18 protein-coding genes are annotated in these 18,104 nt (G+C 63.1%); 10 read left to right on the top strand and 8 right to left on the bottom strand.

Going from position 1 to position 18,104, the window contains the following annotated elements; all coding sequences use genetic code 11:
* Positions 1–150: 150 nt before the first annotated feature.
* On the top strand, positions 151–2,136 hold the full coding sequence (locus EN804_RS12410; protein ID WP_127280394.1) for an acetyl/propionyl/methylcrotonyl-CoA carboxylase subunit alpha: 1,986 nt from the start codon (positions 151–153) through the stop codon (positions 2,134–2,136).
* A gap of 183 nt (positions 2,137–2,319) precedes the next feature.
* On the opposite strand, the gene EN804_RS12405 is transcribed toward EN804_RS12410, so the two are convergent.
* Both EN804_RS12405 and EN804_RS12400 read right to left on the bottom strand, forming a co-directional pair.
* Entirely contained in the window at positions 2,320–3,441 is a 1,122-nt protein-coding gene (locus EN804_RS12405) for a branched-chain amino acid ABC transporter substrate-binding protein (protein WP_127281159.1), read from the bottom strand.
* A gap of 432 nt (positions 3,442–3,873) precedes the next feature.
* Positions 3,874–4,140, bottom strand: coding sequence for a sel1 repeat family protein (locus EN804_RS12400; protein WP_010915070.1), 267 nt, complete (start codon positions 4,138–4,140; stop codon positions 3,874–3,876).
* A gap of 438 nt (positions 4,141–4,578) precedes the next feature.
* On the opposite strand from EN804_RS12400, the gene EN804_RS12395 reads away from it, so the two are divergent.
* From EN804_RS12395 to EN804_RS12380, 5 genes are all read left to right on the top strand, one after another.
* Complete coding sequence (locus EN804_RS12395) at positions 4,579–4,920, top strand: DUF2147 domain-containing protein (protein WP_127871364.1); 342 nt, start codon at positions 4,579–4,581, stop codon at positions 4,918–4,920.
* Positions 4,921–5,132: 212 nt separating this feature from the next.
* Positions 5,133–5,288, top strand: a complete 156-nt coding sequence (locus EN804_RS37220) for a hypothetical protein (RefSeq protein WP_167531191.1) — start codon at positions 5,133–5,135, stop codon at positions 5,286–5,288.
* A 39-nt stretch (positions 5,289–5,327) separates the two neighbouring features.
* Positions 5,328–5,522, top strand: coding sequence for a hypothetical protein (locus tag EN804_RS12390; RefSeq protein WP_127871363.1), 195 nt, complete (start codon positions 5,328–5,330; stop codon positions 5,520–5,522).
* A 116-nt stretch (positions 5,523–5,638) separates the two neighbouring features.
* On the top strand, positions 5,639–7,099 hold the full coding sequence (locus EN804_RS12385) for an AMP nucleosidase (RefSeq protein WP_246693423.1): 1,461 nt from the start codon (positions 5,639–5,641) through the stop codon (positions 7,097–7,099).
* A gap of 135 nt (positions 7,100–7,234) precedes the next feature.
* Complete coding sequence (locus EN804_RS12380) at positions 7,235–8,245, top strand: endonuclease/exonuclease/phosphatase family protein (RefSeq protein ID WP_189524516.1); 1,011 nt, start codon at positions 7,235–7,237, stop codon at positions 8,243–8,245.
* A 53-nt stretch (positions 8,246–8,298) separates the two neighbouring features.
* On the opposite strand, the gene EN804_RS12375 is transcribed toward EN804_RS12380, so the two are convergent.
* The gene (locus EN804_RS12375; RefSeq protein ID WP_135919569.1) at positions 8,299–8,895 is read right to left on the bottom strand and encodes a DUF922 domain-containing protein; all 597 of its coding nucleotides are present in this window, start codon (positions 8,893–8,895) and stop codon (positions 8,299–8,301) included.
* Between the two features lie 139 nt (positions 8,896–9,034).
* Positions 9,035–10,714 carry an electron transfer flavoprotein-ubiquinone oxidoreductase gene (locus EN804_RS12370; protein ID WP_135919567.1) on the bottom strand — a complete coding sequence of 560 codons (1,680 nt, stop codon included), beginning with the start codon at positions 10,712–10,714 and terminating at the stop codon, positions 9,035–9,037.
* Positions 10,715–10,934: 220 nt separating this feature from the next.
* On the opposite strand from EN804_RS12370, the gene EN804_RS12365 reads away from it, so the two are divergent.
* From EN804_RS12365 to EN804_RS12355, 3 genes are all read left to right on the top strand, one after another.
* Positions 10,935–11,579, top strand: a complete 645-nt coding sequence (locus EN804_RS12365) for a hypothetical protein (RefSeq protein ID WP_135919565.1) — start codon at positions 10,935–10,937, stop codon at positions 11,577–11,579.
* A 61-nt stretch (positions 11,580–11,640) separates the two neighbouring features.
* Positions 11,641–12,510: a uracil-DNA glycosylase gene (locus EN804_RS12360; protein ID WP_135919563.1), complete on the top strand. Its 870-nt coding sequence runs from the start codon at positions 11,641–11,643 to the stop codon at positions 12,508–12,510.
* Positions 12,511–12,564: 54 nt separating this feature from the next.
* Complete coding sequence (locus EN804_RS12355; protein WP_127871357.1) at positions 12,565–13,377, top strand: helix-turn-helix transcriptional regulator; 813 nt, start codon at positions 12,565–12,567, stop codon at positions 13,375–13,377.
* On the opposite strand, the gene EN804_RS12350 is transcribed toward EN804_RS12355, so the two are convergent.
* The gene (locus EN804_RS12350; RefSeq protein ID WP_135863711.1) at positions 13,378–14,343 is read right to left on the bottom strand and encodes a DMT family transporter; all 966 of its coding nucleotides are present in this window, start codon (positions 14,341–14,343) and stop codon (positions 13,378–13,380) included.
* Positions 14,340–14,465: a hypothetical protein gene (locus EN804_RS38685; protein WP_272483014.1), complete on the bottom strand. Its 126-nt coding sequence runs from the start codon at positions 14,463–14,465 to the stop codon at positions 14,340–14,342. Before EN804_RS38685 ends, EN804_RS12350 begins: the two co-directional genes overlap by 4 nt.
* Before the next feature lie 149 nt (positions 14,466–14,614).
* On the opposite strand from EN804_RS38685, the gene pepN reads away from it, so the two are divergent.
* The gene (gene pepN / locus EN804_RS12345) at positions 14,615–17,260 is read left to right on the top strand and encodes an aminopeptidase N (protein ID WP_135863709.1); all 2,646 of its coding nucleotides are present in this window, start codon (positions 14,615–14,617) and stop codon (positions 17,258–17,260) included.
* A gap of 48 nt (positions 17,261–17,308) precedes the next feature.
* Here pepN and EN804_RS12340 read toward each other — a convergent pair whose 3' ends face one another.
* Both EN804_RS12340 and EN804_RS12335 read right to left on the bottom strand, forming a co-directional pair.
* A complete protein-coding gene (locus EN804_RS12340; protein WP_135915302.1) occupies positions 17,309–17,608 on the bottom strand; it encodes an addiction module antidote protein in 300 nt (99 codons plus the stop codon).
* Between the two features lies 1 nt (position 17,609).
* Positions 17,610–17,864, bottom strand: coding sequence for a type II toxin-antitoxin system RelE/ParE family toxin (locus tag EN804_RS12335; RefSeq protein WP_145972020.1), 255 nt, complete (start codon positions 17,862–17,864; stop codon positions 17,610–17,612).
* Between the last annotated feature and the right edge of the window lie 240 nt (positions 17,865–18,104).

Genomic DNA, 18,104 nt, shown 5'->3' with positions numbered 1-18,104 from the left:
ACTCCCTTGGTAAGGGAGAGGTCGAGGGAACGTCTGCCAGCATAGGTCGGCGGGACAGCGTGCCTCTCGTGGGGGATATGTCCGGCAGGACTGAGGCGAGCGCGAAGCAAGGCCTGCGTCGCTCGAAGCAAATTCGCCGCTGGAGGCTCCATGTTTAGCAAGATCCTGATCGCCAATCGGGGCGAGATCGCTTGCCGCGTCATCCGCACCGCCCGCAAGCTCGGCGTGCACACCGTCGCCGTCTATTCGGATGCCGACGCGAGATCCCTGCATGTCGAAATGGCCGACGAGGCGGTCCATATCGGCCCCTCGCCTGTCGGCGAGAGCTATCTGCGCGGCGACAGGATCGTCGCGGCAGCACTTGCGACGGGTGCCGAAGCGATCCATCCGGGCTATGGCTTCCTCTCGGAAAACCCTGACTTCGTCGATCAGGTCACAGCCGCAGGGCTCACCTTCATTGGCCCATCGGCCGCTTCGATCCGCGCCATGGGGCTCAAGGACGCCGCCAAGCGGCTGATGGAGAAAGCCGGCGTTCCGGTCGTGCCGGGCTATCATGGCGAGGCGCAGGAGATCGTGCTGCTTGCCTCGAAAGCCCGCGAGATCGGCTATCCCGTGCTGATCAAGGCGCGTGCCGGCGGCGGCGGCAAGGGCATGCGGCGCGTCGAGCATCCCGATGATTTTTCCGAGGCGCTGTCCAGCGCCCGGCGCGAAGCCAAGGCCGCCTTCGGCGACGACCGCGTGCTGGTCGAAAAATACGTCGACAAGCCACGGCATATCGAAGTGCAGGTGTTCGGCGACAATTTCGGCAATGCCGTGCATCTCTACGAACGCGACTGCTCGGCGCAACGCCGCCACCAGAAGGTGATCGAGGAGACCCCCGCCCCCGGCATGACGCCGGCCTTGCGCAAGGCGATGACGGAGGCGGCGGTGAAGGCCGCCAAGGCGATCAACTATTCCGGCGCCGGCACCATCGAGTTCATCGTCGACGCCTCGCAAGGCCTCAAGGCCGACCGCTTCTGGTTCATGGAAATGAACACCCGCCTGCAGGTCGAGCATCCGGTCACCGAGATGGTCACCGGCACCGATCTCGTCGAGTGGCAGTTACGCGTCGCCAGCGGCGAAAAACTACCGAAGACACAAAGCGAGATCGCGCTTTGCGGCCATGCCTTCGAGGCGCGCATCTATGCAGAGGACGCGGCCAAGGGGTTTCTGCCGGCGACGGGCACGCTGCACCACCTGAAATTTCCGGGCGTTGCCCCCGAGGGTGCCGCGATGCGCATCGAGACCGGCGTGCGGGCTGGCGATGCCATCTCGCCCTATTACGACCCCATGATCGCGAAGCTGGTCGTCCATTCCGGGGACAGGCAGGCGGCGCTGGAGGCGCTCCGCACCGCGCTCGCGCAAATCGAGATTGCCGGCTCCACCGTCAACGCCGCTTTTCTTGCCGCTCTTGCCGCCGATCCGGATTTTGCGGCGGGCGACGTCGATACCGGCCTGATCGGCAGACACCAGGAGATGCTGACGGCGGTCGCGCCGCCGACCGGCGAAGTCATCTCGGCTGCCGCGCTGGCGGCCTCGGGTGCCGGAGCATTGCCGTCGTCGGACGACCCCTGGTCGTCGCTTGCCGGCTATGCGCATTTCCACGGGGTTGCGCGGCGCATGCGGCTGAAGTTCGGCGACGAGGCCATCCTGGCCAAGGTTTCAATGCGGCCGGACGGACGCTTTCAGGTGGCGCTCGATGCGCCGTATGACAGCACCAATTCGCATGACCTTCGGGCCGTTCCCCGCCTCGCCCGCTGGCCTGGCCACATCACCGTGTTCGAAGGCGCTGTCGCCTATACTTTCACCGTGCCGGATCCCCTGGCCAGGAGCGATGAAGCCGCTGCCGCCTCCGGCAGCCTGCGCGCGCCGATGCCGGGTCTCGTCAAGCTTGTGCGCGTGGCGAAAGGCGACGCCGTGATCAAGGGACAAATTCTGCTGATCCTCGAAGCGATGAAGATGGAGCACACCATCGCCGCCCCGCATGACGGGGTGATCGCCGAGATCGCCGGGGAAGGGTCACAGGTCACCGACGGGGCGGTGCTGGTGGGGTTCATCGAGGACCAGAACGCGTCGACCGCCGCCACCGGCCGATAGCCGGAGCGCATCGCGGACCGCAAACAGAAATGGCCGGGAAGAACCCGGCCATTTCCTTGGACTAGAGCGGTTCAGAGTTTGATAGAATCTCTGACCCGCTCTAACTTCTTGTTTTTACGCAATTCTGGACGGAAAACCGCTACACACTTTTCCTAGAATTGCTCTAGCCGATCGTCGGAGCGATTACTGCGCGATCGGCGCGTACTTGCCGTCATGCCACTGGTTGATGTCATAGCTGGCATTTTTGAGGTCGCCCTTCTCGTCGAAGGTGACGTCGCCGACAACGGTGCTGATCGGCGTGCCGTTCTTCAACGCTTCGGCAACCTTGGCCGGATCGTCGCTGCCGGCACGCTTGATGCCTTCGGCGAAAGCCTGGACCACGGCGTAGGAGAACAGCGTGAAGCCTTCCGGCACGAAGCCGCCGGCCTTGATCTTCTCGACGGCCGCCTTGGCTTCCGGCTTTGCCTGCGGATCCGACGGGAACACGAACATGGTGCCCTCGCCGGCCGGGCCGGCAACCTGCCAGAACTCCGGCGAGGCGATCGAGTCCGGCATGATCAGCTGGAACTTCAGGTTCTGTTCGGCCGACTGACGCAGGATCAGGCCAGCCTCAGGATGGTAGCCACCGAAATAGACGACATCGGCCTTGAGATCCTTCAGCTTGGTGACAAGCGCCGAATAGTCCTTCTCGCCGGGGTTGATGGCGTCATAGTAGACTTCCTTGAGGCCACCGGTATTCATGGTTGCCCTGACGGCGTCAGCCACGCCCTGACCGTAGGCGCTCTTGTCGTGCAGGATGACCACATTCTTGCCGGCATACTTCTTGGCGATCCATGGGCCGATGAAGGCGCCCTGTGCGTCGTCACGCGTATAAAGACGCATGATCGTCGGCCAGCCGGACTTGGCCGCGGCGTCGGTCAGCACCGGGTTCGAAGAGGCCGGGCTCATCATCAGCGCACCGGCTTCGGCATAGACGGCCGAGGCCGGAATGCTCGAACCCGAGCAGGCATGACCGTCGATGAACTTGACGCCGTTGGCGATGATGCGGTTGGCGACCGAAACGGCCTGCTTGGGGTCGCACTGGTCGTCCTCGATGTCGAGCTTGATCATCGAGCCGTTGACGCCGCCCGCGGCGTTGATGGCATCGGCCGCGGCCTGTGCGCCCTGCTTGAACTGATCGCCGATGGTCGCGAGTTGTCCGGTCATCGGGCCGACCACCGATACGGTGATGTCGTCGGCGAATGCGACAGGCGCGCTCATCATCAGGCCGAAAATGGCCGCGCTCAAAATACTCATTTTTTTCATGACAATAGAACTCCTCCACTAACGCGCGGCCGCCCCGGCCGCGCTTCTTCCAGAGAGGCGGGACAATTTCATCCTTCACCGGGCCTGTCTAGGCGCATTGGCGCCGCTCGATTGGGCCTGCGCGGTCTCATCCACGCAAAAAGCCACGCCAGCCTTGTTCCGGCTGGTCGTGGCTTTTTGCCTGTCAGGCTGTTTCCCCGGCGCCCCCCGCGCTGTGAACCCAACCCACCTTCCCTGTCTTCCTGTTGGCCATGATCTTGCCGAAGCCCCGATTCCACTTTCGGGATCATGGTCCGTCGCGCGGCTTGGACCTGTCGGCCTGCCGCATTCTTTTTGTTATTGGCCCGTGGCCTGGCTGTCTGCGCAGCCTTGTCCCTGTTGGCCCGACCGTCTTTTAGCGGTCTTGGCCGGAGCGTCCCCGTCTGGCGGGACTCAGTGCATCGTCATCCATTCGCGGGCTTCGCGCAGCGCCTTGGCGATCTCGACCTTCGACATGGCCGCCGAGAGTTCCGAGCGCAGTTCCGCGGCGCGGGCCGAACCCTTGATGGCGGCGATGTTGAACCATTTGTGGGCGGCAACGACATCGGTCTCGCAATCGCGACCGGTCGCATACATCATGCCCAGTTCGAAAAGAATGTCGGCCTGGGCAGTTGCCCCCATGGCGCCGAAGCCTGCTTCAAGCATTTCAAAACGTGCCATTTTAGTCCCCTGTCTGGCTCCCGAGAGCTGCCTCCGTTTGTCTTGTCCGGGGCGCTCTTTCGATGCTTTCGAGAATGCCGCGCAGGCTTGAATCCGTCGTTAAATGGCGTGCTTAATTTGAGGAAAACAAAGCTAAAACAAGAGGTAAACACGGAAATTCGTTAAGGATACGAAACCAGCAATTCGGCTGGTTTTCGCCAAATTTGACGAAAATTTTCGGGACCCCGATCAACACTCCGCTAACCACGGGAAACAAACACGACGCGGCGATCGTTTCCGTTTCCGTCCCGACAGAGCGAATTCAGCCGCTTTCAAAACGCCAAAGTCTTCCGTTGCGGCATCGCTTTTGTTTTGACGGAAGCTGGACTAGCTTACGTTTGCGTAAGCGGCAGACCGGCGAGGCGGAGCATCCGGCCGGCTATCCAAACGGAGGAAGACATGTTTCGAAAAGTGAGCCTGGCCCTGGCGGCCACTTTGATGCTGAGCGGCGCGGCATGGGCCGATCCGATCGAGGGCAACTGGAAAACGCAGGCAGGCGACACCGCGGCCATTTCAGGCGGCGATTCATTTTCCATTACGCTCAAGTCCGGTAAATATGCCGGCAAGACCATCGGATCGCTCAAGGCGGCCGGCGACAACAAATATACCGGCAACATCACCGATCCGGCAAACGACAAGACCTATTCCGGCAAGGCGACATTGGCTGGCACCTCGCTCAAGATGAGCGGTTGCGTGCTAGGCGGACTGATCTGCAAGAGCCAGACTTGGCACAAGCTCTGATCGTCCATCTCCTTGCGATCTCAAAACGGGGCCCGGCGGGCCCCGTTTTCGTTTTATCGACGCGCTGACCGTGACCCTCGATGGCCGTTCGGGCCGGCGGCGACCCAGCCAATGTCCCGTCAATCAATTTGAACCGCAGATGAACGCCGGCATCAGAGCCGGTTCAGAGGCGTCAGGGCATTCTCCTGCGTGTTGAAGGAGACACGGACCCAATGCTTGCTCGCCGCTTCACCATCGTCTGCCTGCTGATGAGCCTGTTTGGGATGTTCTTCGCCATCCTCGTCGCCGAAGCGGCCCGGTCCCCCCGCTCCTGGGAGGAAGCCGCCAGAATGTGCCACCTCGCCTGCCCGACCAACCTTCGCCACTGAAACAGAGAACCAGACCTCGAAAAGAAAAGCACAGACATCATGAACCGCATCGCCGCCAACCTCGCCAAGACCCTCCGGCTCCTGCCGAGGGCGGCGCTTATCCTGGTGCTCCTGGCCGCTCCGGTCCTGGCGGTGCCGATGATGCGCGCCGATGCCGGCTCGACGATCGAGGCGCCGGCGCTCAGAAAGTCCGGCGTCGGGTTCGTGCTGCTGGTCAGCCTGCAGCGGGGTTGAAGAAAAATGGCGCTTTGAGCGCCTTCAGCGGCGAGCCCCCTCCCAACCGCCTCCCCAAGTCTCTATATTGAGTCATGGAAAAGCGAATCTACCCCCAAGCCATCGAATCAGTCGTCATGCCCGAGCCTTTTGGCCGGCAAAGCTTCGACAATGCCGAAAAGGCCGTTGCCGCGCTGAAGGTGCTTTACAACCGCAACACCAAGTTCCTTCGCGATTCCTTCGCAGCCCTTGCCGCCGGCGGCGACAGCAGCAAGCGCTGCCGGGCCTTCTACCCCGAGATCGGCGTCACCACGAGTTCGTTCACCCAGGTCGACTCGCGCCAGGCCTATGGCCACATGCCGACGCCCGGCCATTTCGCCACCACGGTGACCCAGCCGGACCTGTTCGAGACCTACCTCATCGAGCAGCTTCGGCTGATCATGCGCAATCACGGCGTGTCGGTGACCGTCTCGGAATCGACCACGCCGATTCCCCTGCATTTCGCTTTCCTGGAAGGCACCTATGTGGACGGCGCCGCTGCCGAGCGCATCAAGCGGCCGATCCGCGACCTGTTCGACGTGCCGGATCTCGACGGTACCGACGATCAGATCGCCAACGGCACGTTCGAGGTCGCCTTCGGCGAGCCCCGGCCGCTGGCGCCGTTCACGGCGCAGCGCATCGACTATTCACTGCACCGCATGACGCACTACACCGCAACCAGCCCGCAGCATTTCCAGAACTTCGTGCTGTTCACCAACTATCAGTTCTACATCGACGAGTTCGTCGCCCGCGCCCGCGACCTGATGGAAAAGGGGGGCGACGGCTACACAGAATTTGTCGAACCCGGCAACGTCATCACCCGGGCCGGGCAGAGTGCGCCCAGCGAAGGCGTAGCACCACAGCGCCTGCCGCAGATGCCGGCCTACCATCTGAAGAAGCCCAACCATGGCGGCATCACCATGGTCAATATCGGCGTGGGTCCTTCCAACGCCAAGACCATCACCGACCATATCGCGGTGCTTCGGCCACATGCCTGGGTGATGCTTGGTCACTGCGCCGGGCTGCGCAACACTCAGGCACTGGGTGATTATGTGCTGGCGCATGCCTATGTGCGCGAGGATCACGTGCTGGACGACGATCTGCCGGTCTGGGTGCCGATCCCGCCATTGGCCGAGATCCAGGTTGCGCTGCAGGAAGCAGTCGCCGAGGTCACCGGCCTGTCTGGCTATGACCTGAAGCGCATCATGCGCACCGGCACCGTCGCCACCATCGACAACCGCAACTGGGAACTGCGCGACCAGCGCGGACCGGTGCAGCGCCTGTCACAGTCGCGCGCGATCGCGCTCGATATGGAATCGGCCACGATCGCCGCCAATGGTTTCCGCTTCCGGGTGCCCTATGGCACGCTGCTGTGCGTTTCCGACAAGCCGCTGCATGGCGAGTTGAAACTGCCTGGGATGGCGACCGAGTTCTACAAACGCCAGGTGGCGCAGCACCTGACCATCGGCATCAGGGCGATGGAGAAGCTGGCCGAGATGCCGATGGAGCGGCTGCATTCGCGCAAGCTCAGGAGCTTTTCGGAGACAGCGTTCCAGTAGGCGGTCGCGCGAAGCCTCGGCGAGGCAATTGGTCGTCTTGCTCAGGCCGTAATTTGGCGGACAAGCAAAATCGAACGGATCGGCAGGCGGCATTCGGCAGACACGACCTCAATGACAACAGGCGCGCGCTTGAACATGACGGCTGGGCTGGTATTCCTGGCGATAACGGTATTGTCGGCCGCTTTGTTGGCCGGGTTTTTCGGCGCGCTGCACCCCGCTTTCGATTCCTTCTCGCATTTCCGCATTCACTTCAGTGTGCTGATGGCGCTTCTGGCGCTGCCGCTGCTTGCGAGTTCCTACCGGCTGCAGGCGGCCGCGGCACTGCTCTTCGCCATCGCCTGCCTGGCCACGACGGCAAACGCACTGCCCAGGTTGTGGCCGCAGCCAGCAGTTGCCAAGCCCGCCGACCAGATCGTCTACAGCCTGCTGCAGATGAACCTGCGCTTCAACAACCCGACGCCGAAGAAAGTGCTCTCACTGATCGGCCGCACCAATCCTGATGTGATCACCCTCGACGAAGTGTCGGCGATGTGGACGACCGAGCTTGGCTACATCGCCAGCGCCTACCCCTACCGTATCCTCTGCCCCTACCCGAACGGCATGTTCGGCGTGGCGCTGCTGTCGCGCCGGCCGTTTGCCGCCGACACCGCGCCGCGTTGCGAGCCGCGCGGCGCGATGGCGACCGCCACCATCGACTTTGGCGGGAGCGATGTCGATGTCGCCGCGATCCATTTGAGCTGGCCCTGGCCGAAGGAGCAATACTGGCAGATCGGCGAACTGGCGCAGCCACTGGCCGCGCTCGGCGAGACCGCGATCCTGGCCGGCGACTGCAACGCCGTGCCCTGGAGTGCGGCGGTGCGGCGGGTCGCGGCGCTCGGCGGGCTGACACTGATGCCTTCAGCCGGCCCGACCTGGATCCACCGGACACTGCCCGACTTCCTGCGCCGCTATGCGGGCCTGCCGATCGACCAGGTGTTCAGCAAGGGCGGGCTGAAGATCCTGTCATCGACGCGGCTGGAGGATACCGGCTCCGACCATCTGCCGGTGCTGGTCGAATTTACGGTTCGATCGGATCAGAAGCAGCCCGGGGATGGGCACGCCACGGCGCTCGCGGCGAGCGGCTTGTCAGCCAAGCCGCAGGGCTGACTTACACGCGCCGCGCAGCGCAGAAGCGTCGAGATGGCGAATGGATTGCGCGTTCAAGGTTTCCCGATCAAGGCAGCGATCAGATGTTCGACATGGCCGCCATCGCTATGCTCGCGCCGGTCGAAAGCGTTTTGCCTGGCCTCATATTCCGCATAGACGGTCTTGATGCGAAGCCGAGCCTCGCGGCGCGTCTTGTCGCATGATGGGTCGTTGGCAACCCGCAGGCCGGCTATCGACCGTTCCGTAGCGCGCATCATCTTCTTGGCGATGCGCCCATGCGTTTCCTCATGGGCGCGAACACCGGCGAAAAATCTGTTCCACCGCCTTTTCAGCGCCGGCGTCATGGGCGAACCAACGCGAGGGAAGGTGTAGAACAGATTGAGCGTGCCGTTGACCCGCCGCAGCCGGCAGAAGCCGTTGTCCTGCCCCCCGCCGAGATCCCAGTCGACGGTATAGGCAGTTGTGGCGATGGCATGCGTCATGAAGCCATGCTTGGGACCCTTGCTGTCCATCGCCTCGATGAAGGCCGTACCCGAGCTTCCCTTGATGTCGTAGGTCCGCGTCTGGACGATTGCCCTGGTGCCAGCCCAGGCCTCCGGCGCACACAGTGTTCCGATGACGATGAGGCATGTCAGAACTGTCCGGCGCATCGGCCTTCTCCTTGTCCCTGGAGAAGGGAACCACAAGCCGGTGATCGTTTCAACGGTTCCGCTGTGCTGCATGCCCTCGCAGCCAGCACTCCGCTGCATTTTTTGCCGCCGCGCCCTGGGCGGCCTAGCGGCGCAGGGGTCACATGCCCTGGTAGACGGGTCCTTCACCGCCTTGCGGCGGCACCCAGTTGATGTTCTGGTTCGGGTCCTTGATGTCGCAGGTCTTGCAGTGGACGCAGTTCTGCGCGTTGATGACGAAGCGGACGTCCTTGGCCTGCGGATCGGCGGCGGCGTTGCCGTCCTTGTCCACCCACTCATAGACGCCCGCCGGGCAATAGCGCGTGGAAGGTCCGGCGAAGACATCGTGCTCCGACCGCTGCTGCAGCGCCATGTCGCCGACGATGAGGTGCACCGGCTCGTTTTCCTCGTGATTGGTGTTGGATAGAAACACCGAGGACAGGCGGTCGAAGGTGAGTACGCCATCCGGCTTCGGATAGGCGATCTTCTTGTGCTGGGCGGCAGGCTCGAGCGTCGCATAGTCGGCCTTGCCATGCTTCAGCGTGCCGAAGGGCGAGACGCCGAACAGCGTGTTCAGCCACATGTCGAGGCCGCCGAGGCCGACGCCGATGATGGTGCCGAAACGCGACCAGAGCGGCTTGACGTTGCGCACCTTCTTCAGGTCCTTGCCGATGTCGGTCGCCCGCCAGGCTTCCTCGTAGGCGGAAAGCTCGTCATTGGCACGGCCGGCGCCGATCGCCTTGGCGACATGATCGGCCGCCAGCATCCCAGACAGCACCGCATTGTGGGAGCCCTTGATGCGCGGCACGTTGACGAAGCCGGCCGCGCATCCCATCAGCGCACCGCCCGGGAACGACAATTTCGGCACCGACTGCCAGCCGCCCTCGGTTATGGCGCGCGCGCCGTAGCCCAGGCGCTTGGCGCCCTCGAACGTGCCTGCGATCGCCGGATGGGTCTTGAAGCGCTGGAATTCCTCGAAGGGCGACAGATAGGGGTTCTTGTAGTTGAGGTGGAGGACGAAGCCGACAGCCACCTGGTTGTCCTCCAGATGATACAGGAACGAACCGCCGCCGGTCTTCATGTCGAGCGGCCAGCCGAAGGAATGCTGCACCAGACCCGGCCGATGGTTCTCCGGCTTGACCTGCCAGAGTTCCTTGAGGCCGATGCCGTATTTGCCCGGCTCGCGGCCATCGGAGAGGTTGTATTTGGCAATCAGCTGCTTGGCGAGCGAACCGCGCGCGCCCTCGCCGATCAGCACATATTTGCCCATCAGCGCCATGCCCGGCGCGAAGCCCGGACCGTGCGTGCCGTCCTTCTCGACGCCCATGTCGCCGGTAACGACGCCAGTGACGGCGCCTTCTTCATTGTAGAGCAGGCCGGCGGCGGCAAAGCCTGGATAGATCTCGACGCCAAGCGCCTCGGCCTTGCCAGCCAGCCAGCGGCAGACGTTGCCCAGCGAGACGATGTAGTTGCCGTGGTTGTTCATCAGCGGCGGCATCAGGATGTTGGGCAGGCGGAACGAACCGGCGGGGCCGAGCACCAGGAAATGGTCCGCCGTGACCGGCGTCTTGAAGGGATGACCATCCTCCTCGCGCCAGCCGGGCAGAAGTCGGTCGATGCCGATCGGATCGACGACGGCGCCCGACAGGATATGGGCGCCGACCTCGCCGCCTTTTTCCAGCACGACGACGGAAAGCTCGGGATTGACCTGCTTGAGGCGGATGGCCGCGGCAAGGCCGGCCGGTCCGGCACCGACGATGACCACGTCGAATTCCATGCTTTCGCGTTCGATATCGCTCATCAACCCCTCCGCACTCGCTTGCCGCCGTTGGCGTATCTTGCTGGCTCCTGCGCTGCATAGCGCATCAATTGGCGACAGGAAACCGGCGCATACGTGACAATGCGGATTTGGCCAAAAAGTCGCGCATTCCGCGGCAGCCAAGCCGTTTCCGCGCGGCGCGGCCCCTCAAGCTTGCGTTTTCTATTGTTCGACGGCTTGCTTATCGGCCATACTTCCCGCCATGCGCATTCCCGGGCCAGGCGGCTTCTCTTCGACGCGCTTTCCATCAACGCCCTGCCGGGCCTGCCGGGCGGTTATTTTGGCCCTTCTGGCGTTGGCGCCGGGCCATGCCGTCGCAGATGAAGTGAAGGTCTGGGCTACAGGCGCGTACTCATTCTCCGACGAGCTTGGCGGTTTCCGCATCACCGGGGCTTCCGGCATCGGAACCAAGGACGACCCGCTTGTCATCACCGAAGAGCTGAATTCGGCGACACCCGTGACGCTGACCATCCGCACTACAAAGCCGATCCAGACATTCGGCAAGGCTGGAGAGTTTGCCAACGGCATCATGTATATGCGCCTTGAGGTGCTCAACAACAGCGGCCAGGCCTGGATCGAGTTCCAGTTCGAGCTGCAGGAAATACTGGATCAGCCAAGCGTGTTCGGGGACGGGCTTTCGTTCGACCAGCGCAACAAGACGCCGGACAATATCTGGTCGAGCAATTTCGCCGATTTCGACCGCGACTTCGAACCCTATGACCGGCTGCTGTTCAAAAACGGCAAGGTGGACCCGTTGAAGACCGCCAGCTTCGAGTTCCTGATGACCGACTACACGCCGCGATGGACCTTCTATCTCGTGCAGGATCCGCGCATTCCCACCGGCTAGACCGTCGCGAACCGCCTTCGCCGAGGTTGCAAATTGACGCCGCCCGGACGATGGTGCGGCCATGACTGCCGCCTCTCCCAACAATCCGGTCGATTTCGCCGATCTGCTCGCCTTCTATGCCAGCGTGGGTGTGGACGAGGCTCTGGAGGATGCGCCGGTAAACCGGTTCTCGGAGGCCGCGCCGAAGCCGGCGGAGCGCATGCCGACCACGACGCCACGCGAAAGCAGCGCACCGGAGCCGCCCGTGGCTCCGCCGCGCCTCGATGGGCGCGCCGTGCCGGATGCTCCGGCCCCGCGCCCGCCGACCTCGGCCGTGCCGGACGAGGCGCAGGCGGCGCTGGCTCGCCAACTGGCGACCGCGGCAGTGTCCCTGGACGAACTGCGCCAGCACATGGCCGCTTTCGAGGGCTGCAATCTCAAGGCGACCGCCAAGAACCTCGTATTCGCCGACGGCAACCCGCAAGCCGCTGTCATGCTGGTCGGTGAAGCCCCCGGCCGTGACGAGGACATTGAAGGCCTGCCCTTCGTCGGCCGCTCGGGCCGCCTGCTCGACCGCATGCTGGCCGCGATCGGCCTTGACCGCAACTCGGCCTACATCGCCAATGTCATTCCCTGGCGGCCACCCGGCAACCGCACGCCGACGCCGCACGAGACGGAAATCTGCCGGCCGTTCATCGAGCGTCAGATCGAGCTGATCAATCCCAAGGTGCTGATCAATCTCGGCGGTCCATCGGCCAAGACCTTGCTCAACACCTCGGAAGGTATCCTGCGGCTGCGCGGCAACTGGCGCGTCCACACCACGGCGTCCGGCATTGCCATTCCGGCCATGCCGACATTGCATCCGGCCTATCTCTTGCGGACGCCCGCGCACAAGAAGCTGGCGTGGCGGGACTTTCTCGAGGTGAAGGCGAAGCTGCGGGCGCTCGGCTAGCGATGACCTCGCAGGTAATTGAAATGCCTTCAGCGTCCGCCTAGTCATGCGGCCATGACAAGCTCGCAGACCTCCGCCGGCAGTCTCATCCGCGAATGGCGCACGCGCCGCCGCATGAGCCAGCTCGACCTCGCCGTGGAGGCCGAAATTTCGCAGCGGCATCTCTCCTTCGTCGAAAGCGGACGCGCCGCACCCTCGCGCGACATGGTGCTGCATCTGGCCGAGCAACTGGCGATCCCGCTGCGGCAACGCAACCAGTTGCTGCTGGCCGCGGGCTTTGCGCCCAGCTTCGGCGAACGGCCGCTCACCGATACGACGCTGGCGCCGGCGATGGCGGCGGTCGAGACCGTACTCAAGGGGCATGAGCCATTTCCGGCGCTGGCGGTGGACCGGCACTGGAACCTGGTTTCGGCGAATGCCGCGATCGCCCCTTTCCTTGCCGATGTCGGCGAGGCTTCGCTGCTGACACCACCGGTCAACGTGCTTCGCCTCAGCCTGCACCCCGGCGGCATCGCGCCACGCATCGTCAACCTGCAGGAATGGCGCACGCACCTGATCGAGCGTCTCAAGCGCCAGAACGATGCCACCGGCGATCCGGTGCTGGTCGAACTGGAGCGCGAACTGCGCGGCTATCCTTCAGGCGTCAAGGGCAGCCGGCCGGCGCCGGTCGAGCCGAATGCGATCGTCCATCCGCTGAGGCTTGCCCATGGCGATCAGGTGCTGTCGTTCATCAGCACCATCACGGTCTTCGGCACACCGCTGGATGTGACCTTGTCGGAACTGGCGATCGAATCCTTTTTCCCGGCCGATGAGCAGACACGGGCGGCGCTGGTACGCCTGGCAAAGGAACGGTCGGAACGGTCCTGATCACCCCTGCGGCAGGGCCGCCTTGCGGGTGCGGGTGCGTTCCAGACCCAGTTGCCGTTCGCGCCAGATGATGAAGATGCCGGCGGCCACCACGATCGCACCACCGACCAGCGTGCCGGACGAGGTCACGTCACCGAAAACGAGATAGCCAACCACGATCCCAAGGATCATGGAGGTGTATTCGAAAGGCGCCACGACCGAGGCTTCGGCATGGCGATAGGCCGCGGTCATCAAGATCTGGCCGAGGCCGCCACAACAGCCTGCCATGATGAGCAGCGCGGCTTGCGTTGGCGTCAGCGATTGCCAGCCGAAGGGCAGCGTCAGCAGCGAGAGCACACTTGCCGTCGACGAGAACCACAGCACGATGGTGGCGGTCTTCTCCGTCTGCACGAGATTGCGCACGAGCAGCATGGCGACAGCCGAGATTGCCGCGGCCATCAGCGCGGCCATGACGCCCAGCACCTCCTGGTCGTCGAGCCCTTCATCCGAATTGAGCAGCGTCAGCTCCGGCCAGGAAATGATGAGCACGCCAATGAGGCCGATCGCGACGGCGCTCCAGCGATAGACGCGGATCGTCTCGCCAAGGAAGACCGAGGAGAACACCACGACCAGCAGCGGTTGTGCATAGTTCAGGGTGATCGCCTCAGGCAACGGCAGCCTGGTAAGCGCGAAAAAGCCGAGCCCCATGGCACCGACGCCGACGACGCCACGCGCGATGTGGTTGAAGGGACGCTTCGTGGCGAAAGCGGTGGCCAGATGCCCTTTCAATGCCAGGAAGGCGATGATCGGGAAGATGGCGAAGAAGGAACGGAAGAAGACGATCTGGCCGGCTGGCACGTCGCCTGCCGCCTTGATGCAGGTTTGCATGCCGACAAAGACCGTCACGGAGACGATCTTCAGCACGATGCCTCTCAGCGTGCCGTGGCCGCCCGTCGTCTCTGGTTGCGCCCCGGCCCCTGATGTCACTTCGGCAATGCATCTCTGCCCGCCGTCGAGGGCACGTTGCGGGTCTCGAAATGGCAGAACGGGAGATCGTCGGCGCGCCGAACGGAAGCGCCCATCCCGAATTTCGGTGTGACGGCGGTCATGACTGCCTCGCGACGACGAAAGGAAGGCCTGAATTAGGCTCTGCCGCAGTTTTGTCGAGGGTGTGTTTCGTGTAAAGAGCGCGGACTTTGAATTTTTTGGACCAGTCAAACCATGTCCGGTCCCCGGAAAAGACAGGAAAAGCCAGGGAATGCGCACTGATACAGGCCAGGTCTTCAAACTCGAGGACTACCGCCCCAGCGACTACCTCATTCCGGAAACCAACCTTGACTTCCGTCTTTCGCCGCAGGCCACGGTCGTCACCGCGATACTGACCGTCGAGCGCCGCGAGGGCATATCGGAATCGGCTCCGCTGGTGCTCGACGGCGATGGATTGACGCTGAAGCGCGTCGAGATCGACGGCAAGACGGTGAAAGCGGCGGATCTGCTGGCGAGCCCCGACCAGCTGACGCTGCTCAAGCCGCCGGCCGCACGTCGTTTCCAGCTGCTGATCGAAACCGAACTGGCGCCTGCCGGCAATGAGGCTCTTATGGGCCTTTACCGTTCGAACAACGTTTACTGCACGCAGTGCGAGGCGGAGGGTTTTCGCCGCATCACCTACTTCCTCGACCGCCCCGATATCCTGTCCGTCTACACGGTGCGGATCGAGGCGCGGCGCGACGAGGCGCCGCTGCTCCTGTCCAACGGCAATCCGGTCGAGAGCGGCGATCTCGCCGATGGCCGGCACTATGCCAGCTGGCACGACCCCTTCCCCAAGCCGTCCTACCTGTTCGCGCTGGTGGCCGGCAATCTCGGCCAGGTCGCCGACAGTTTCGTGACCTTGTCCGGCCGCAAGGTCGAGCTCGGCATCTATGTCGAGCCCGGCAAGGAGGCGCTCGCCGGCTACGCGATGGACGCGCTGAAGCGGTCGATGCAATGGGACGAGGAGGCGTTTGGCCGCGAGTACGACCTCGACGTCTTCAACATCGTCGCCGTGTCGGACTTCAACATGGGCGCGATGGAGAACAAGGGCCTCAACATCTTCAACGACAAATACGTCCTGGCCGACCAGGAGACGGCGACGGACGCCGATTTCGCCAATATCGAGGCGATCATCGCGCATGAGTACTTCCACAATTGGACAGGCAACAGAATCACTTGCCGCGACTGGTTCCAGCTTTGCCTGAAGGAAGGGCTGACGGTCTTCCGCGATCATGAGTTCTCCGCCGACCAGCGCTCGCGCGCGGTCAAGCGCATCGCCGAAGTGCGCACGCTGCGCGCCCACCAGTTTCCCGAGGACCAGGGACCGCTGGCGCATCCGGTGCGGCCGCGCCGCTACCGCGAGATCAACAATTTCTATACGGCGACGGTCTACGAAAAGGGGTCCGAAGTGGTGCGCATGATCCGCACCATTCTCGGGGCCGAGGCCTTTCGCGCGGGAATGGACCTCTATTTCGAACGCCACGACGGTGAAGCCGCGACCATCGAGGACTTCATCAAGGTGTTCGAGGAGGCGTCCGGCCGCGATCTTTCACAATTTGCGCTCTGGTATCACCAGGCGGGCACGCCCAACCTGACCGTGAGTTCGACGCACAATCCTGCCGCGCGGGAATTCACGCTCGAGATCGAGCAGTCGGTGCCGCCGACACCGTCGGAAAGCCGCAAGCGGCTGATGCATATACCACTCGCCTTTGGGCTGATCGGCGCCGGCGGCAAACCTGTCTGTTATAGCGGCGTCGAGGGCGCGAGCGTCGAGGACGGTGTCATCCATGTCCGCAAGCGCCGTCACATGGTGCGCTTTTCCGGCGTTGCCGAACGACCGGCGGTGTCACTCAACCGCGGCTTTTCGGCACCAGTGACGCTGTCGGTCGAGCAGAAGGCGGCTGACCAGTTCTTCCTCGCTCGCCATGACAACGACGCCTTCTCGCGCTGGCAGGCCTTCAACACCCTGCTCACCGATGCACTGATCGCGGCCTTCCGCCAGACCCTCGGCGGCAAACAGCCGGACTTCGCCTCACAGCTGACCGAGCTTGCCGGCAACATCGCCAGCGACGAGACGCTGGAGCCAGCCTATCGGGCCCTTGCCCTGGCGCTGCCCGGCGACGCCGACATCGCGCGTGACATCGGCAAGAACATCGATCCGGACGCCATCCATTCAGCTCGCCAGGCGCTAGCGCTGGCGATCGCCACGGCTAACGGCGAGATATTTTCCGGCCTCTATGACAGCCTTGCCGACAAGACCGCTTTCAGCCCCGACGCGGCGAGCGCGGGACGACGCGCCTTGCGCAACATTCTGCTGGATTATCTCTCGCTGCTGCCCGGTGGATCGGCATTGGCGGCCGGGCATTTCCAGTCCGCGACCAACATGACCGACCGCGCGGCCGGATTGGCAGTGCTCGCGCATCGTCACCACGGATCGCCGGAGGCGAAAATAGCGCTGGCGGCTTTCGAAAAGACATATGCGTCCGACCCGCTGGTCATGGACAAATGGTTCCAGATCCAGGCCGGCGTGCCGGGGCCGCAGGCTGTCGACACGGTCCGCTCCCTGACCGCTCATCCGGGCTTCTCGATGGGCAATCCGAACCGGGTGCGCTCGCTGATCGGCACATTCTCCAGCGCCAACCAGACCGGCTTTCACCGCGCCGACGGGGAAGGCTACCGTTTCTTCACGCAGACGGTGCTCGAGGTCGAAAAACGCAACCCGCAAGTGGCGGCAAGGCTGGCGACGGCGCTCAGGTCCTGGCGTTCGCTCGAACCGGGCCGGCAGGCAAAGGCCAGGGAAGCGCTGGTTTCGATCGCCAATGCCGAAAACCTCTCGGCGGATCTGCGCGATATCGTCGAGCGCACGTTGGCGTGAATGCAGACTCCGCTGCCTATGGGGGAGTTCTCCTGTGCCCGGCGCCTATCAAACCGACTGATGGGGCTGTGCCTTTGCGGTCAACTCGATTCCAAGGGCCTTCATCACTGCAATCGTGGTTTTTAGTGTCGGATTGCCGTTCTCACTGAACGAGCGATAAAGCTGTTCACGCGAAAGTCCCGTCTGGCTCGCTATTTGGGCCATGCCCTTAGCGCGCGCAACGACACCCAGCGCATGCGCGATATAGCCAGAATCTTCGGAAGCAAACGCTTCCGCCATGAATGCCGCAATCGCCTCATCGGAGGTCAGGCCTTCAGCCGGATCAAAGGTCGTCAGTTTCTCAGCCATCTCATTCGCTCCATTCTTGTGCCAGACGTTTCGCCGTCTTGATGTCCTTCTTCTGGGTGCCTTTGTCACCGCCGCACAGGAGGACGATGATCGTGTTGCCCCGCTTCTGAAAATAGACGCGGTAGCCGGGGCCATGGTGGATACGCAACTCGCTTATCCCCTCTCCCACAGGCTCAACGTCTCCCGGATGCCCATAAGCAAGACGGTCAAGCCGGGCAAAGATCGCGCCACGAGCGCGCTCATCCTTTAGCCGCATCCACTATTTTCGGAACGTTTCGGTCTGCTTTAGATCGATCATAGGGATTTGTAGTTTATAAACTACATCCCGTCAAGGAAAGCTCAAGGATCGGTCCGCTCTTATCCGACTCGCCTTCTGTCACATAGCCCTCGCCATAGGGTCGCGCTCAAAAAGGGCATTGGGTCGATTCAGCATTATTTAAGTCGATTTTTAATCTTTTTTCGCCGGACCACTGGACAAGGCGAATCACCTTTGATT

This window comes from Mesorhizobium sp. M8A.F.Ca.ET.161.01.1.1 (assembly GCF_004792105.1).
In the GTDB taxonomy this organism is placed as follows: Bacteria; Pseudomonadota; Alphaproteobacteria; order Rhizobiales; family Rhizobiaceae; genus Mesorhizobium.
The sequence above is the reverse complement of the archived record's forward strand: the minus strand, read 5'-3'. Positions and strand labels throughout refer to the sequence as shown.